This is a genomic window from Paenibacillus sp. S29 (assembly GCF_049319765.1).
Classification (GTDB): domain Bacteria; phylum Bacillota; class Bacilli; order Paenibacillales; family Paenibacillaceae; genus Paenibacillus; species Paenibacillus polymyxa_B.
The window spans coordinates 90,669-106,741 of sequence record NZ_JBMOUI010000004.1; the positions used below are offsets into that span (position 1 = coordinate 90,669).

The window sequence follows — 16,073 nt, forward strand, 5'->3', positions numbered from 1 at the left end:
GTTCCACTAATTTAAAGATTGTAGGGACTTGGCCTGAAATTCCGCAATATCCTTGAACTCTTCTTCGAATTTACGTGAAATGCGGATATAAATCGGCAGTAAATCGCGATAAATATCCACGTGTTCTGCTACAGGTTTGTGCTGGTGAGTGGTACCGATCATACCGGACACAGCATCCAGCGAATCAATCCGTCCCAGTGCGTACAAGCCCAGAATAGCTGCGCCCAGACATGAGCTTTCCAGACTTTCGGGGATAATGACTTCCTGATCGAAAATATCCGCCATGAGCTGTCTCCATAGCTCCGAGCGTGCAAATCCACCAGTGGCGTGAATGACTGACGGTCTGTCGATGACTTCTTCCATGGCGAGCATGACGGTATACAAATTGAACAGCACACCCTCCAGAGCGGCGCGAATCATATGCTCTTTTTTGTGACGCAGGGACAGACCGAAGAAGGAGCCACGAGCATTCGGATCCCACAGGGGCGCACGTTCACCGGATAAGTACGGAAGAAAGAGCAGACCGTCGGAGCCAGGACGTACCTGTTCCGCAATTTGGGTCAGCACATGATATGGATCAAGTCCCAGTCGCTTGGCCGTTTCCACCTCGGAGGCTGCAAATTCATCCCGGATCCAGCGGAAGACTATACCTCCGTTGTTTACCGGGCCGCCGATGACCCACAGCTTTTCGGTCAAGGCGTAACAGAAAAAGCGCCCTTTGGCATCCGTGAGCGGCTTATCAACTACGGTACGGATGGCTCCGCTGGTGCCGATGGTAACAGCGACAACTCCAGGTTTGATCGCATTCACACCGAGGTTGGACAAGACACCGTCGCTGGCCCCGATCACAAAAGGAGTCGTCTTCAGTAGGCCCATGTCATGCGCATAGGTCTCATCCAGCCCTTTGAGCACATGCGTTGTCGGCACCAGCTCGGATAGCTGCTCCTTCGTCACACCTGCAAGGTGCAGCGCTTCCTCGTCCCAGTCCAGCTGCTGCAAATTCATAAGTCCGGTTGCGGAGGCGATCGAGTGATCCACGACATATTGGTGGAATAACCGGGCAAAGATGTACTCCTTAATGGAAATGAATTTATACGTCTGGGTCGCAACATCCGGTAAATCCCGCGTAATCCACATTAGTTTCGTTAGCGGTGACATGGGATGAATAGGCGTTCCGGTGCGTAAATAAATATCGTGTCCGTTGTATTCATGTTTGAGCGCTTCGGCCCATTTGGCGCTACGGTTATCTGCCCAAGTGATGGAGGCGGTCAGCGGTTTGCCGTTCTTATCCACCGCCAGTACACTGTGCATGGCCGAACTGAAGGAGACGAACAGCACATGCTCGGCTGACACTCCGCTTTGTTTCATGACCTCTTGCACCGTCGTCACGACAGCTTTGAAAATATCTTCCGGGTCCTGTTCTGCCGCATCCGGCTCAGGTGTATGGAGCGGATAGCCCACATGGTGCTGGGCGGCAATATTGCCGTTTTCTTCGAAAAGCACCGCTTTGGTACTGGTCGTACCGATATCGACGCCGATCATATATCGGGTGTCTGTCATATTCAATCTCCCCTTCACTTACCGTTATTAGCTCATTATCGTTAAATTAACACACTCAGCAGCATAATCAAACCGAAAGCGACCAGGGAGAGGATGGTTTCCATAACAGTCCATGATTTTAGAGTCTGCGGAACCGTCATATTGAAAAACTCTTTAATCATCCAAAAACCGGCGTCATTCACATGAGACAAGATCAGCGACCCTGCTCCTGTAGCAAGGACGACCAGTTCGACATTCGCGCCGGGTGTAAGTGCCAGTACAGGTGCGATAATACCGGAGCCTGTCGTCATCGCGACTGTCGCTGATCCAGTGGCTACACGAATGAGCGCAGCGGCCAGAAAAGCAAATACAATCACATTCATATGGGCTCCTGTAGCGACCGCTGCAATGGCCTGACCTACACCGCTGTCGATCAATACCGTTTTAAATGCACCGCCGCTCCCGATAATTAAGATAATAGAGGCTGTTGGTGCCAGACATTCACTGGTAAAACGGGACAAATCCTCTTTCTTTAGACCACGTGCATAGCCTAGCGAGAAAAAAGAAAACACGGCCGCAATCAGCAATGCCATAACCTCATCACCAATGAATTTGAAAAATACAGTGAGCGGATGTGTATTGGCCGGGTCTACGATTTCAGCGACTGATCCGCTAAGCATTAGAATAACAGGTAATAAAATGGTGAACAGAGTAATCCAAAAAGGAGGCAGCGACCGTCCCGTCGTATTTCTGAACTGCTCGTCCAGCCTCTCGGAAGGTCTGACCATGATTCTTTTGCCAATCCAAGCGCCGAAGACCGGGCCTGCAATAATGGCGGATGGTATGCCCACGATGAGTGCATATCCTATCGTGCGTCCAATATTGGCGTTAAAGGCTTCAATCGCGATCATCGGAGCCGGGTGGGGTGGCAAAAGGCCGTGTACCGTGGATAGTCCTGCCAGCATCGGAATACCGATTTTCAGCAGAGACATATTCATTTTACGGGCAACCGTGAACAGAATGGGAATTAATAAAATAATACCAACCTCAAAAAATACGGGAATACCCACGATAAAGCCTACAATCATCATCGCCCAATGAACGCGTTTTTCACCAAAACGATCCATCAGTGTGGTCGCGATGCGTTCGGCACCGCCGGATTCTGCCATCATTTTACCGAGCATGGTGCCTAAACCGATCACGATGGCGATGGAGCCGAGCGTACTGCCGAGCCCCTTGGTGATGGAGGCAGTGACTTCATGTCCCGGCATCCCGTTAACCAGTCCGAGAAATACCGACGAAAGCAGCAGTGAAACGAAGGGATTCCATTTGAATTTGGCAATCAGCAAAATCAAAAGAATGACGGTAACTAGCGCCCATATGAGCAGGGACGCGTTATGACTCAAGCCGAGTAATGTGTTCATGAAGTAATGCCTCCTTATTCATTTATGTGTAGCTAAATGTATACTTGTCGACAACTTTAATGTAAAAGAGAACCGCGCCAGCAAGAAACGCATGAAGCGCGGTACATCGGTTCTTTGTCACGCATGTTGCGGCTAGGACGACGTCTTTCTGTAGGGAGACAGGACGCTGTCGTTAACCGCGTTGCGGGTATCTCGGTAATGATCCTCAATAAATCCCGATAACTCCTGAGCATTCCCTTGACTTAAAGCGTTTGCAAAGGTTCGATGTTTGTGAATCGTGACTTGTGATTCTTCGATGTTAGACGCAAATCGTTGTTCTGTCGCAGCTAACATGACCGTCAGGATTAGCTGTCTCATACCGTTCCAAGTATGAAGAATACGGGTATGGCCTGCTTCCAGAACCAGAGCCTCATGAAAATTAAAATCCTGAAGAGAAAATTCAACGACATCCCTGTACTTGAGAGCGACTTCCATTTTGTCAATCATCTGATTCAAAACAGTCACCAATGTGGCATTATCACTATGTACATACCTTTGTACAACAAAATGCTCAATCAGCATTCGCACATCGAATAGCTCCTCCATATCACTGGGTGTCATGCCAACGACAATCGCACCCATGCGCTCTAAACGGATCAGTCCTTCGCTCGAGAGTGCCTTCAAGGCTTCACGCACCGGAGAACGACTGGTACCAAAATCGGCAGCAATCTGATTCTCAGATAGAACAGTGCCTGGCGTCTGAATACCCCGTATAATCTGAAGCCGAAGTTCACAAGCAATCCTTTCCCCAAGCGATGCGCCCTGTAACCAGGTTGTTGGATATTTCATAGGATACTCCTATCTTGGAAATAATTTTGCATACTGGTATACAAGTTATGGAATATTATATACCCCGTTTAAGATCCTTGTAAACGGTGTCAGTTGACATCGGTTCCATTTCGCTGCTTTTAGCGTTACAATAGAAGCAGAAAAAAGAAGCAGTGAAAAGTGGAACGAACACGGAAAAGAAGGAGACCGTTTAATGATTATCATTAAAACCAAAGAACAAATTGAAAATATGAAAAAAGCTGGAGACATTTTGGCTGCTTGCCACCGGGAAATTGCCAAAATGATCAAGCCAGGCATTACGACACTGGAAATTGACGCCTTTGCGGAATCCTTTATGAAGAAGCATGGCGCAACACCGGAGCAAAAAGGCTATAACGGCTATCAGTTTGCAACTTGTGGCTCACCTAACGATGTGATTTGCCACGGCTTTCCGAATAAGACACCGTTGAAGGACGGGGACATCGTGACGATCGACATGGTTGTGAACCTGAATGGCTGGCTGGCAGATTCCGCTTGGTCGTATGCGGTGGGTAATGTGTCTGAGCAGGCGCAAAAGCTGCTGGATGTTACCAAGGAATCGCTGTATAAAGGGATTGAGCAAGCCGTCATCGGTAACCGGATCGGAGATATTTCCCATGCGATACAAACCTACGCGGAAGCGGAAGGCTTCTCGGTCGTACGCGAATTCATTGGGCATGGCATCGGGGAAGAAATGCATGAGCAACCGCAAGTTCCTCATTATGGACCTCCGCACCGTGGACCACGCTTAAAAGAGGGTATGGTCATTACAATTGAGCCAATGCTCAACACAGGCACATACCGCAGTAAAATTGATGCGGACGGCTGGACCGCACGCACGTTGGACGGCGGCTTGTCTGCGCAATACGAGCACACGCTGGCCATTACAGCAGATGGTCCGATCATTTTGACACAGCAATAAAAGCAGGCACCCCTCGGGAGCATACAGACTAACGGGTTGAATGACAGTCAGTCTGGGCATATTCATCTGGCCCCCGAACGCCAGAGTGAGCGTGAAGAGCTGATCGAGCAAGCAGATCGGATGCTGTACACTGCGAAGACAGAGGGACGCAATCGAGTAGCTCCTTTTTCCCGGATGCATAATGTAGACCTGATAGACTAAAAGACCAAAAAGACACGGCTCCTGTTGGGAGAACGTGTCTTTTTGGTCTATACAGCAACATGCGAGCATGCATGTAAACCCGTTTGTCAGATGCGAACTTCCGTCTCGTTCGGAACGAACTGACGATATTGGAAATACATACGAAGCCGCCAGTGTAACAAGGTTCCGAAGGCTAGAATGAAAAATAGCCCTGCTGTCTGCGGAATGGTAATGTAATGCTGAATAAATTCATGCAGCAGCAATCGGACGATCAGTAGGCTGATCAGGATAAAAAAGAAGGTACGTGAGCGTTGGACGAAAACCAGCCCTTCTTGCAATTCAAATTTGGTGCTGCGGATCAACGGGTAAGAAAAAATAAACCAGCCGACCAGAAAAGCGCCCAGCGCCCAAAGCCAGGGAACCCGTACTTCCGGCACCACAAACATCATAAAACCAGTGCTCATGCCGAGCGGAGGGATGATGATTTTTTTGGCATTAACCGGGCGATGACCTGTCTTCATACGGATGAAAATAGCCGAAATAGCGATTACGATCATACCGAAGGTTGCGCCATATTGCAGCAATGGGGTGCTAATATGAAACATGGACTGGCCCCCTCTATAAGGAATATAAGCGTTATTGGACAGACTGCAAACCTTTTACATTATACCACATATGCAATGGATATATTTAGTTACAGTCTTTCCTCTGGCAAGCGGATTATACGCCTCTTGGTGGTAACGGGTCCTATAATTAGGTCTCTTTCATACTTATGCGAGTTCCTTTGCTTGTACCTCTCCTTGAGCTGATTTTTTCTCCTGACGCATGATATAACCCATGGCTGCAATAATAAGGATAAAGGCAATCAGTGCGAGAAAAGGAATGGTAATAAAATCGAACCAGTTCAGGTAATCCTGTTCACAGGATACTCTGCCGCAGGAAGTTGAAGTTTGCACAGCTGCTTTGGCGGCTGCATGGATGCGCTGAATGATAAAATGATAGGCTGAAATCGCGCCTCCAATGATAGCCAACGGCATGACATAACGGCGTATCCCCGAATCCCCTCGAAAATAGGCGATCCCGAGCAGAAGGGTCAGGGGATACATCAGAATGCGCTGAAACCAGCACAGCTTACAAGGCTCATACCCCAAAATCTCGCTGAGATACAGACTGCCCAAAGTTGCCACACAAGCTACAACCCAGGCGGCAAACAAAGCAATATCCGTTTTTTTAAAAGATCCAATCATAGTAACGCTCCTTTTTAATTCAAATGAGAACAAAATGAACTCACCCGTGTCTTGTCCCATCGGCAGGCATCTGCCGATATGTATGTCTTAATCCGTATTGTACTGTATTTTGAGTGCAGGGTCATACTTAAACATATTGACATCATTCACTATCATTTTTATAATTGCAGTAGTTTGGGAAGTTAATGAGGATTCAAATTAGATATATATTAAGAAATTAGGAGTGTGCCTAGAATGTCGAGCAGTCCAAAAAATGAAACTCTATCTACTATTAGTGAAAGACACGCGGTAAAGAGCTATGTTAAGGATTTTAAATTGCCAGAGGAAGATCTGGAGGCCATTTTGACTGCGGCGGTAGAAGCTCCTTCCGCTTGGAACCTCCAACATTGGAAATTCCTTGTCATCGAAAGCGAAGCGGACAAACAAAAATTGCTACCTATCGCCTACAATCAGGGTCAAGTAGCGGAAAGTTCCGTTACGATTGCCGTATTGGGTGATTTGGAAGCGAACCGCAACACCGTCATTTATGATCAAGCGGTAGAAGCAGGCGCACTGCCAGCGGAAATCCGTGATGCATTGGTAGGTCAAATCAACGGCGCGTATCAAAACCCACAAGTAGCTCGCGATGCAGCCATCCTGAACTCGGCTCTTGCAGCACAAAATATTATGCTGGCTGCTAAATCTTTGGGCTACGACACTTGCGCAATGGGCGGTTTCATTCCAGCACAATTGATCGAGCAATTCAATATTCCAGCACGTTACCTGCCAACTATGCTTATTAGCGTAGGTAAGGCACAAGTGCCAGCGCGTCCATCAGGACGTTTTCCATTGTCTGAAGTTGTTGTAAAAGGCAGCTTCTAAGAAGATCTGTGAATATAAAAGGGTGTTCCTACAACCGTTCGTGGTTGGGAACACCCTTTTTTACGTTGTGTTAGGCTATTAAAGTTCCTGTTGTCAGCCCTTTGCTTAATCCGATCGTTTGGACACGAGATAAACTAGCTCCAGCGTCAGGATCGGTAGAAAGACAGAAGCCGGATAGGCCAGATAGCGCGGCTCCCATTGGGGCTTGAACTTATCCTTAAAGCGCCGAAGCCCCTGAAAACCGTAAAAATGTCCCCCGTATTGGAAAACAAGTCGAGCCAGCTTTTCCTCGCGTAATGCCTTTTCGCTTTGTCCTACCTGGGACAGCGGTGCCATTCCCAGATTAAATGTCGTATATCCACTCTCCTTGGCCCACTCAATGACCCGTGTGAATAAATAATCCATCGTGCCATTTGGCGTGTCAGGCAAGTGGCGCATCAGGTCAATGGAGACCGTCCGTCCATGATCATAGGCAGGGGCCATCGTAGCGAAAGCGATGACCTTCCCTTCAGAGTCCTTTAGCAATGCAATCGGAGCCAACTGAAGATAAGATTCTTTGAACCAGCCGAGTGAATATCCCTTCTCCTTGCGCCCGTCCAGCCAAATATTCGAAACATGCCGCATCTCCTCAATTAGTGACGCCTCTAGAGGCGGTTGGATGATTTCGAACGAGTAGCCCTCGCGGTCAAAGCGGTTTTTGGCGCTGCGTAGCGCCTGATTGCTTTTGCCCGTCAGTGTAAATGATTCCAGCGGCACCAGTGCTTCCTCGCCCAGTTTGAAAAAGCGATAGCCGTTCTCGTGATAGATGGACAAATACTCCGGCGAGGCCTGATAAAATACTGCCGTTAACGCATACCGATCTGCGAACCGCTGGAATTCCTGAATGGCTTCACTTACACGTTCTTTTGGACCGAGTGGGTCACCTAATACAATCAGTTTGTCCCGACTGCGAGCATAGGGAATGACGACCTGTTCATTTTTAGTCCAATACAGATATTTATCGCCCAAAAAAAGCATATGAGATACGAGATTGCCATCCTGCCGTTCCAAAAATTCTTTTAGCTTATCTAGCTCTTGCTCGTCGGGTAGATTGGCGATGCTACGCTGAGGTCGAAGAAAGAAATACACCGTTAGGAATACCCATGCCAAAATCAGACTAAACACGGCGGTAACTCCGTAATCGCTGCGGTTCATAAAAAAGTCTAGATGGACCTTGGCATGCAAATGGCGCATAAAAGGAGTGTTGGAGCCTGCCCCAATGATAAAATAAGCCCCGGTTACGAGTAGAGATAATCCACCCCATATTAAAATGTTGTGCCGATTCAGCGGAGCACTGACCCGATAAAACCGTGAACGTGAGATCCATAGCATTAACGCCACAAACAGCAGGAATAAGGCTTCTTCAAAATCTAGCCCTTTAGTGAAGGTGAAAATAGCTCCTGTCAGCAGCAGTATCAATGTCAGCCGCAATGCTCTGCGAATACGCAGAGAGATTCCGTGGGACAGGACAACAAGCATAATCCCGATGATGACCGAGATTTCATGCGACAAGCGCATGACGGGCAGGCTGAGCAAATGCTCAGCAAAACGAAGTCGATATAACAGACCGGGCGTAGCTGCCGACAAAAGAAGCACCACGCCGGAGATGAGTACCAGCTTACCAAGCGCCCATACCCCTAGATCGGCCAAAAACCGGAATTGACCAGGCCAGCCCCATACCTTCTGCCAGGCATTAAGGGAGTAATCCCAACCCGTCTCAGCAAGCTGATTCAGGCGCTCGTTACGCGGAATCATTTCCAGCGCGGCTAATACCAAGCCGATGAGCCACGGGATGATGTAATAAAAGACGCGAAAGACCAGCAGCACAGCCAGTGCCCGATCTGAGTTGGCTCCCGCCATTTGCAGCCCGAGCAGGGCAATGATGTCGAATGCCCCGACCCCTCCGGGTGCAAGACTGATCAACCCGGCAATCGCGGCTATCACATAAATGCCGAACACAGCATGGATCGGAAGTTCATGGAGCAAGTGCGAGCCGATCCATGCAAAGGTAAGGCCAGCCAGCAGCCATTCCAGCAGAGAAGCACTAATGGAAGCGGAGATAGTGGACCAGGAAAGCTGTCCTTCTCCCTTGTTGAACCATGTGGAGTACCGTTTGGAGCGCTGCATGATCAGAAATAGCGGCAGGTACAATGCCATTCCCCACAGCGCCCAATGAAGCCAAGGATGAGCATCCAGCACAGGCTGTACCGGATACAAATGGACAATGGCCCCCCAAGCCAGCAAAGATAGTCCGGTAATGACGACCGGCGAAAGAAACACGACGGCAGAGGTGATGACACCTAACGGAACACCGCTTTTTTTATACAGTACGGTGCGAAGTCCCGCTCCTGTAAAGCCTGCAAAACCAAAGACATTATTGAAGGTATTGGAGATCCACGCGTAGCGAAATGTCGTCCCAGGCTTGACCTGAAGCTTGAAATGATGCCTGATTACGTAATCGTAGGCGCTCATAGCCGCCACGGCAGCCAGTGAGAACAAGCCAATTTCGATGAGAAACGTGGCATCCATTCGCCGCAGTTCATGAAACATACGCGCCAGATTAAAGTCCTTTAGTTCTCGTCCAGCCTCCCATATAATAAAAGCCAGTACAGCCAACGGTAGCAGAATACGTGTCAATCGCTGCCTGTAGATGGTCATCACGAACTGTACGACTTTAAAGGATTGGATAGGTTTGTGATTTGACTTCATAGATTCACCTGCTTGAAAAGAATGAGATATACACGAAATAAAGTACTTAGAATTCATGCCCAATGAACATTACTATACATTATACCTACAATAATCGCTTGAATAACAACAGAAGGGTTACGAAATGGGATTTCCAATTGATTGCTGTAAATAATTCCAATATAATGATGGAAAACCTAGTGAATTGCTTGGCAATGGAGCTGAACTGGACATGAGTATATGGGACCGCAATCTTTTCATACGTCGCCTGGAGCTGATTTGGCCTCCAGATGCTGACGAGAGCCAATATCCGTTTAACTTAAAAGCCCTGCACCAGTGGAACGAACTGAAATTCCATCCTTCCGTCACCTATATTATTGGAGAAAATGGCGTAGGTAAATCGACGCTTATGGAGGCCATCGCGGTCGCGTGGGGATTTAATCCAGAGGGCGGTACTAAAAATTTCAATTTTTCTACACAAGCCACGCATTCCTCACTGTATGAGCATATCCGGCTGGTGAGAGGGGTGGAAAAGCCAAGGGATGGCTTCTTTTTCCGGGCGGAGAGCTACTATAATGTGGCGACTCACATCGACGAGCTGGATCGAGAAGGAGGAGGGCGACCGATTCGAGATTCCTATGGGGGTAAATCGCTGCATGAGCAGTCGCATGGCGAGTCTTTTTTTGCTGCCTTTGTGCATCGGTTTAGAGGACAAGGATTATATATTTTGGATGAACCGGAAGCTGCATTATCGCCTTTGCGCCAGATGGCCATGCTTGCACGGATTCACGAGCTGGTGCAGCAAGGCTCACAGTTTATCATTTCTACTCATTCCCCTATTTTGATGGCTTATCCAGATTCCATCTTGTATCATCTGACACATGAAGGGATCGACACCCTGACGCTGGAGGAAACTGATCATTTTATCATCACGAAACAATTTCTGAATAACAAGGAAAAGATGATCCAGGAGCTATTCGAAGATCCACAACAGGGATCGTAGGACCGCCAGACCGTTCCAGAAATTCACCCTGGTCGTTCGTTGTGAGAGGGACAACATCGTCTATTCAGGTTGTTCCTTTTTGCTGTTCTGCCAAAGGAAAGATTCAGGGTTATCGGAAGTATTTTATGATTGTTATTTGTCTCACACTCTATTAATATAATGAAGAGTTTTGCTGGAATGGTTGCAAAATAAGATTTTCGTACACGAAATAAAGAACCTGAGGAGGACAAAACGCTACATGTCAGATTCACAACAGTTGAAAATGGGACCGCTGGTCATTTTGATGATTAATATGTTTATTGCCATGCTGGGAATTGGCCTCATTATTCCGATCCTTCCCAAGTTTATGAGCTCCTTGGGAGGCAGTGGTGAAACGGGTGGTTATTTGGTTGCCGTGTTTGGCTTAACCCAATTCCTGTTTTCGCCGCTAGCGGGAGAATGGTCCGATAAATACGGACGTAAAAAAATGATTATTATCGGTTTGGTAATCATGACGGCGTCTTCTGTATTGTTTGCGATTGGGGAATCGTTAACCATGCTGTATATCTCACGTTTGCTGGGAGGTGCAGGGGCAGCTTTTATGATTCCTCCGATGATGGCCTATATTGCTGACATTACAACGGTCCACAATCGCGGTAGAGGAATGGGGTTGTTGGGTGCCGCCATGTCTCTTGGCTTTGTGATCGGTCCAGGTGTGGGCGGCTTGCTAGCAGATATCTCAATTCGTACGCCCTTATATGTTTCGGCGGCCGTATCGGGCGTAGCTGCACTGATTTCCTTGATTATGCTGCCCGAAACCTTGTCGCTGGAGAAACAGTTGAAGTTTCGGAATGTCAAGGTCAAACGGGACAATGTGATTAAACAGTTTGCCCTTTCTTTCCGCAAGCCTTACTTTATGCTGTTGATTATGATATTCACGCTCACCTTTGGATTGACGCATTTTGAAACGATGTTTCCTTTCTTCGTGACAGGAAAGTTTCATTACAATGAGCGTGATATTGCTATCATTATTACGGTAGGAGCACTGGTCGGAACCGTGATTCAAGCTGTGGTCATTAGCCCGATGTTGAATCGTTTTGGCGAAAAAGGTGTCATCATCGGTTCCTTTCTGTTTTCAGCGATTTCCCTTGTGCTTATGTTGCTCTCCGGCAACTTTTATTATGTACTCGGGGTATCGCTCATCTTCTTTACCGCTACGTCGTTGCTACGGCCAGCTATTAATACTGCTTTATCCAAAATGGCGGGGGATGAGCAGGGAGTTGCAGCCGGCATGAACAATGCTTATATGAGTATTGGTAATATTCTAGGACCTGCGCTTGCGGGTACATTGTTTGAGGTGCATATCAATTTGCCATACATTTTTGGGGCAGTCATTCTCATTCTTAGTTTGGGGCTGGCTGTAAAATGGAATAGCAGAGATACGCAAACCACAGCGGTTTAATATTGTATTTTTCGTAAACTTAGTCTCTTTTGGAGTGAACTGTGACGTTCTTGTGAACCACAGTTGGCGCCGAAGGAGGCTATTTTTTTGCATATATCGCGAAACGTTAATGAAACAACAGAATCTTGGGTAATAATGCATGATGAGTTTACAACAAGACAAATAGTAGAGCTAAAAGTCAGATAATATGTAAAAAACAGCTAGAAGGAGATGAGAGCCGATGGAAGAGCGAAATGAGCAGTTATTTTATACAGGAACTTATGCGTCTCGTCAGGAAAGAGGAATATATGTATGTACTTTGCATGTGAACAATGGTGATCTGCGCATGGTTGGAGGTGTGGAAGGAATTGAAAGGCCTTCTTTTCTGGCGCTACATCCGGATGGGACGAAGCTGTATGCTGCCAGTGAAACAGAAGAAGGCGAGCTGTATGCATATCAGGTGAATGCCCAGACGGGGGAATTACACCCTTTGGATCGAAAAGGGACGGAGGGAGCGCATACTTGCTATGTTTCCGTAACAACCGATGGACGATATGTGCTGGCTTCCAACTATTCAGGCGGCAATGCCGTTGTGTTCCCTGCGACGGAAGCTGGAGGATTAGGAGACATGTCGGGGCAAGTTCAGCATACTGGCTCAGGTATTCGCCAGGACCGCCAGGATGCGGCACATCCGCATTCGATTATTCCAGATCCTTCAGGACAGTATGCCCTGGTATGTGATCTGGGACTGGATCAGATTGTGGTATACCGTTTGACAGAGGATGGAAAACTGGTGACCCATCGTGAGACAGATTTGCCACCTGGTTCTGGACCGCGTCATCTGGTTTTTCATCCTTCGCGTCCATATGCTTTTGTCGCCAATGAGTTGAACAATACAGTCGCTGTATTTAGTTATAACGAACGTAATGGTGAGCTTACATTGATGCAAAGCCTGTCCACACTGCCAGAAGGCATTATAGATGTAGAAAATACAGCAGCCGATATTCGGATTACGCCCTGTGGACGCTTTTTGTATGTGTCAAACCGCGGCCATGACAGCATCGTGCTATACCATGTCGATCTGGACAGCGGCAAGCTGAAGACGGTGGAATGGGTGGAAACCTTGGGCAGCACACCGCGTAACTTCAACATCTTGTCCGGTTATTTGGTAGTAGCGAATCAGGATGGAAACAACATCGTATCTTTTGCCATCCATAGTGAGGATGGACGGCTGACCCGAACGGGATATGTGCTGGAGGTTCCTTCACCTGTGTGTATTGAACCTATACGCTAATCGCATAGCATGCATGTGGCAAAAGAGTACGATATAAGTGGATGAAAAAATAAAACACGGCGCTTTGTTTCCCATGAAAGGTATGGGCAAAACGCCGTGTTCAGGTCTTGAAGTGAACTAAAAGTTATTTGCTAGTATCGCCAGCTTCTACCGTTACTGTTTTGGTATGATTTTCTGCATGTTTGTAGTACAAACGGAACAGGATGTCCTGATTGTAGTTACCAAATCCGGTACCGAACAGAGTAACCCCTCCAACATGCTGGGCATCATCCAATATGGCAATACGGAATTTCCATTGCTTCTGATCAATCAGCACTTGGCTTAAAGTCACGTCAGATATTTGCTTGCCATCCATAAAGGTACCTTCAGAGGTAACGCGAAGTCTTTTAAGGAGACCATATTGATTGATAAAATCAGGCCACCATGCAGGTGTGTATTTACCCCGGTTATCCCCGAAATCCCCTGGGCTGGTCCATGTACCCAAATTCACATCATTTAGGAAAAAAGTGATATCTGAAGGCCAATTATCATTGGTAAAAGGGGCCTCGGATGATAGTTCCATCGAAATTTCCAGTTCCTCAGCTTTTTGACTGGACAGTAGGAAATTCGGCACCTTATAATCCATATATCCTTGGCTGAACCACAGAATTTTGGAATTGAAGCGCTCAGGGTCCAAGAACGAACGAGGCTCATCGAATTCACCAATGATCTTTTCGACGGTAGCCAGTCCGCAGGTCGCCTGTATTTCAAAATCTGTAAAGTGTCCGACAGAAATCTCCGTCTGATGGAATTGTCGTACATCCTGCTGGTAGCGTGGCATGGCGATTTCAATTTTGTCTGTAGCCAGTGAGCACACTTTCTGTACCCCGCCTCGTCCAGGCAGCATTTTGGTCGAAATAATGGACGCTCTCTCCAGTTTCTTGACATGCATCGTCATAATCGCACTGCTGAGCCCCAACGCTTCCGCCAGCTCACGTATATTCATAGGCTTCTCCGCAAGCAGAACAATCATGTTTAGCCGAACCTCACTGGCCAGCGCTTCATAAACGGGAAGTGATTTTTCAGAAATGTCCAGTTGCATAGTTCCTCCAATTCTAACGCACATCATAAATTGATGGTAGTTTAACATATATGGATTTTTTTCAATATTCATACATAAAAAACGATATGATTTACATTTATATAAACAATATACCCTTTCCTTGATCACTGGCACAAGCCTAACCCCTCAAAAAGCCAAAAATTGTTCAAAAAACAGGACACCCCATAATCTCTTTCTTTGTTGTTGGGATGTCCTGTGATGGTATGTGATTTGCAGGATGGATACGGGAATAGAATCCTGTGCCATTGGTGTTTAGGACCGGATATGTTCTTCTGCCAAAGAAGAGTCAGCCGTTTTATCTTTATCTGCTGCGTGGAAATCCTGATGTTGAGAAGCATCTGCCTTGATCAAGCCGGGATGACCAACATAAGGACGATCACTGCGCGAGCGGCCTCGGGTAAGTCGGAAGCCAATCAAGAACAGCACAAGCTGAACAGCCAGTATGTAGGGAGATGCTTCCGGTCCGATCCATTGAAACAGAGCGACAGCGGCGATCACTAAGCACAACAGGCTTGTTGGAAAATGGGATGCCGTCACGTCCAGATCATTTTGCCTACGTAGGGTCATCAGCCGGTAAACATACAATAGGGCGATCAAGCCGGAAACGAACCTCATCCATGCACACCCTATGAGCCATGAGGCAGATTGTGCAGTATCGGGCAGACTAACATCGACATGGCTGGAGGCTATCAGTTCCATAACCAGCCTTGTGACCAACCAGACGATTCCTGCCAGCGCCAACGGACCAGCTGCTGGGCGCAATAGCTTCCACAATGCTGTTCCCCAGCCCGGAGCATGAGATTCCAGCAGAACAAGACGCCGTTCCTCGATGAGTTTGTTCATTTCACGCTCCAGTGATTTGAGAAGCAATTCTCTGCGGAATGTGTCACACTCCCGAAGGGATGCTTGAACCTGCTCTTGAAGGTGAGGGGTCAAATAGGGAGCAGCTTTGGCTTCCTGAAGAGCGTGGATGAGTCCGTTCTGGTACTGCTTTTCACTGTTATTGAACCCGTTCTGGGTAGCGGTTTGGAGACAACCAGCTAATCGTCCATAGATACGCAGCGATTCCTGTAATTCTTCCAGCCGCTGCTGACGTGAATTTCGAAGCTGGGCTGCACTGTGAACATACAGCCATACCAGCAAAGACAACGCCAGCAGGAAGGCAATCAGACCGGGTGAGATATATGCGGCTAACGCCGCGAAGTCCGTCGGGGACACCCGCAATCCCTCCTTCCATTGTTCTTTCTACACTATTGCACAGACCATACAGGCATTTCAAGGGCTTGTATCCCTTTGACCAGGATATATGAAGTATTTTTTGGTAAAATAGACAAGATTACAAGCAGGAGGAGATTCGGCATGGATAAAAATGTAGAAATTGCAACAGAACATTATGAGACATCGAATCAACCGTACGGGCAGCTTTGTGACGCTGATCGCGGATAAGCCGGTCGACCACTTGTATGCGCAATTCGGCGTCTAATGGGTCAGTCCGAGGTCGGAAGGGA

Annotated in this window: 14 protein-coding genes; 6 read left to right on the plus strand and 8 right to left on the minus strand. The window is 47.5% G+C overall.

From position 1 onward, the window contains the following. Positions 1 to 6: 6 nt before the first annotated feature. From gntK to ACL9RM_RS08165, 3 genes are all read right to left on the minus strand, one after another. The gene (gene gntK / locus ACL9RM_RS08155) at positions 7 to 1,560 is read right to left on the minus strand and encodes a gluconokinase (protein WP_069290933.1); all 1,554 of its coding nucleotides are present in this window, start codon (positions 1,558 to 1,560) and stop codon (positions 7 to 9) included. 41 nt (positions 1,561 to 1,601) lie between these two features. Then, positions 1,602 to 2,963 carry a GntP family permease gene (locus ACL9RM_RS08160; RefSeq protein ID WP_250267290.1) on the minus strand — a complete coding sequence of 454 codons (1,362 nt, stop codon included), beginning with the start codon at positions 2,961 to 2,963 and terminating at the stop codon, positions 1,602 to 1,604. A gap of 132 nt (positions 2,964 to 3,095) precedes the next feature. Next, on the minus strand, positions 3,096 to 3,791 hold the full coding sequence (locus tag ACL9RM_RS08165) for a GntR family transcriptional regulator (protein ID WP_165178820.1): 696 nt from the start codon (positions 3,789 to 3,791) through the stop codon (positions 3,096 to 3,098). A 193-nt stretch (positions 3,792 to 3,984) separates the two neighbouring features. On the opposite strand from ACL9RM_RS08165, the gene map reads away from it, so the two are divergent. Next, the gene (gene map / locus ACL9RM_RS08170) at positions 3,985 to 4,731 is read left to right on the plus strand and encodes a type I methionyl aminopeptidase (RefSeq protein ID WP_023986734.1); all 747 of its coding nucleotides are present in this window, start codon (positions 3,985 to 3,987) and stop codon (positions 4,729 to 4,731) included. Between the two features lie 36 nt (positions 4,732 to 4,767). Next, the gene (locus ACL9RM_RS08175) at positions 4,768 to 4,932 is read left to right on the plus strand and encodes a hypothetical protein (RefSeq protein ID WP_250267291.1); all 165 of its coding nucleotides are present in this window, start codon (positions 4,768 to 4,770) and stop codon (positions 4,930 to 4,932) included. A gap of 86 nt (positions 4,933 to 5,018) precedes the next feature. On the opposite strand, the gene ACL9RM_RS08180 is transcribed toward ACL9RM_RS08175, so the two are convergent. Together ACL9RM_RS08180 and ACL9RM_RS08185 are read right to left on the minus strand one after the other, a co-directional pair. After that, complete coding sequence (locus ACL9RM_RS08180; protein ID WP_250267292.1) at positions 5,019 to 5,516, minus strand: CcdC family protein; 498 nt, start codon at positions 5,514 to 5,516, stop codon at positions 5,019 to 5,021. Positions 5,517 to 5,681: 165 nt separating this feature from the next. Continuing rightward, positions 5,682 to 6,158: a disulfide oxidoreductase gene (locus ACL9RM_RS08185; RefSeq protein ID WP_235307063.1), complete on the minus strand. Its 477-nt coding sequence runs from the start codon at positions 6,156 to 6,158 to the stop codon at positions 5,682 to 5,684. Positions 6,159 to 6,392: 234 nt separating this feature from the next. Between ACL9RM_RS08185 and ACL9RM_RS08190 the strand changes: the two genes are divergently transcribed. Next, the gene (locus ACL9RM_RS08190) at positions 6,393 to 7,019 is read left to right on the plus strand and encodes a nitroreductase family protein (RefSeq protein WP_069290936.1); all 627 of its coding nucleotides are present in this window, start codon (positions 6,393 to 6,395) and stop codon (positions 7,017 to 7,019) included. A gap of 105 nt (positions 7,020 to 7,124) precedes the next feature. On the opposite strand, the gene mprF is transcribed toward ACL9RM_RS08190, so the two are convergent. After that, on the minus strand, positions 7,125 to 9,767 hold the full coding sequence (gene mprF, locus ACL9RM_RS08195; RefSeq protein ID WP_250267293.1) for a bifunctional lysylphosphatidylglycerol flippase/synthetase MprF: 2,643 nt from the start codon (positions 9,765 to 9,767) through the stop codon (positions 7,125 to 7,127). A gap of 211 nt (positions 9,768 to 9,978) precedes the next feature. Between mprF and ACL9RM_RS08200 the strand changes: the two genes are divergently transcribed. The 3 genes from ACL9RM_RS08200 to ACL9RM_RS08210 all read left to right on the plus strand — a co-directional run bounded on the left by ACL9RM_RS08200 (position 9,979) and on the right by ACL9RM_RS08210 (position 13,463). Next, on the plus strand, positions 9,979 to 10,749 hold the full coding sequence (locus ACL9RM_RS08200; protein ID WP_250267294.1) for an AAA family ATPase: 771 nt from the start codon (positions 9,979 to 9,981) through the stop codon (positions 10,747 to 10,749). A 238-nt stretch (positions 10,750 to 10,987) separates the two neighbouring features. Beyond that, complete coding sequence (locus ACL9RM_RS08205; protein WP_103046771.1) at positions 10,988 to 12,190, plus strand: MFS transporter; 1,203 nt, start codon at positions 10,988 to 10,990, stop codon at positions 12,188 to 12,190. A 220-nt stretch (positions 12,191 to 12,410) separates the two neighbouring features. Next, complete coding sequence (locus tag ACL9RM_RS08210) at positions 12,411 to 13,463, plus strand: lactonase family protein (RefSeq protein WP_250267295.1); 1,053 nt, start codon at positions 12,411 to 12,413, stop codon at positions 13,461 to 13,463. Positions 13,464 to 13,587: 124 nt separating this feature from the next. Here ACL9RM_RS08210 and ACL9RM_RS08215 read toward each other — a convergent pair whose 3' ends face one another. Both ACL9RM_RS08215 and ACL9RM_RS08220 read right to left on the minus strand, forming a co-directional pair. After that, positions 13,588 to 14,544 carry an ArsR/SmtB family transcription factor gene (locus ACL9RM_RS08215; protein ID WP_061831167.1) on the minus strand — a complete coding sequence of 319 codons (957 nt, stop codon included), beginning with the start codon at positions 14,542 to 14,544 and terminating at the stop codon, positions 13,588 to 13,590. A 273-nt stretch (positions 14,545 to 14,817) separates the two neighbouring features. Beyond that, positions 14,818 to 15,783 carry a hypothetical protein gene (locus tag ACL9RM_RS08220; RefSeq protein ID WP_414126294.1) on the minus strand — a complete coding sequence of 322 codons (966 nt, stop codon included), beginning with the start codon at positions 15,781 to 15,783 and terminating at the stop codon, positions 14,818 to 14,820. Positions 15,784 to 16,073: the final 290 nt, after the last annotated feature.

What these genes read in the sequence shown, in the direction of transcription:
- gntK (WP_069290933.1), bottom strand. Translation starts at nt 1,560, where the DNA reads ATGACAGACACCCGATATATGATCGGCGTCGATATCGGTACGACCAGT.
- map (WP_023986734.1), top strand. Translation starts at nt 3,985, where the DNA reads ATGATTATCATTAAAACCAAAGAACAAATTGAAAATATGAAAAAAGCT.
- mprF (WP_250267293.1), bottom strand. Translation starts at nt 9,767, where the DNA reads ATGAAGTCAAATCACAAACCTATCCAATCCTTTAAAGTCGTACAGTTC.
- ACL9RM_RS08185 (WP_235307063.1), bottom strand. Translation starts at nt 6,158, where the DNA reads ATGATTGGATCTTTTAAAAAAACGGATATTGCTTTGTTTGCCGCCTGG.
- ACL9RM_RS08215 (WP_061831167.1), bottom strand. Translation starts at nt 14,544, where the DNA reads ATGCAACTGGACATTTCTGAAAAATCACTTCCCGTTTATGAAGCGCTG.
- ACL9RM_RS08165 (WP_165178820.1), bottom strand. Translation starts at nt 3,791, where the DNA reads ATGAAATATCCAACAACCTGGTTACAGGGCGCATCGCTTGGGGAAAGG.
- ACL9RM_RS08160 (WP_250267290.1), bottom strand. Translation starts at nt 2,963, where the DNA reads ATGAACACATTACTCGGCTTGAGTCATAACGCGTCCCTGCTCATATGG.
- ACL9RM_RS08180 (WP_250267292.1), bottom strand. Translation starts at nt 5,516, where the DNA reads ATGTTTCATATTAGCACCCCATTGCTGCAATATGGCGCAACCTTCGGT.
- ACL9RM_RS08190 (WP_069290936.1), top strand. Translation starts at nt 6,393, where the DNA reads ATGTCGAGCAGTCCAAAAAATGAAACTCTATCTACTATTAGTGAAAGA.
- ACL9RM_RS08205 (WP_103046771.1), top strand. Translation starts at nt 10,988, where the DNA reads ATGTCAGATTCACAACAGTTGAAAATGGGACCGCTGGTCATTTTGATG.
- ACL9RM_RS08200 (WP_250267294.1), top strand. Translation starts at nt 9,979, where the DNA reads ATGAGTATATGGGACCGCAATCTTTTCATACGTCGCCTGGAGCTGATT.
- ACL9RM_RS08210 (WP_250267295.1), top strand. Translation starts at nt 12,411, where the DNA reads ATGGAAGAGCGAAATGAGCAGTTATTTTATACAGGAACTTATGCGTCT.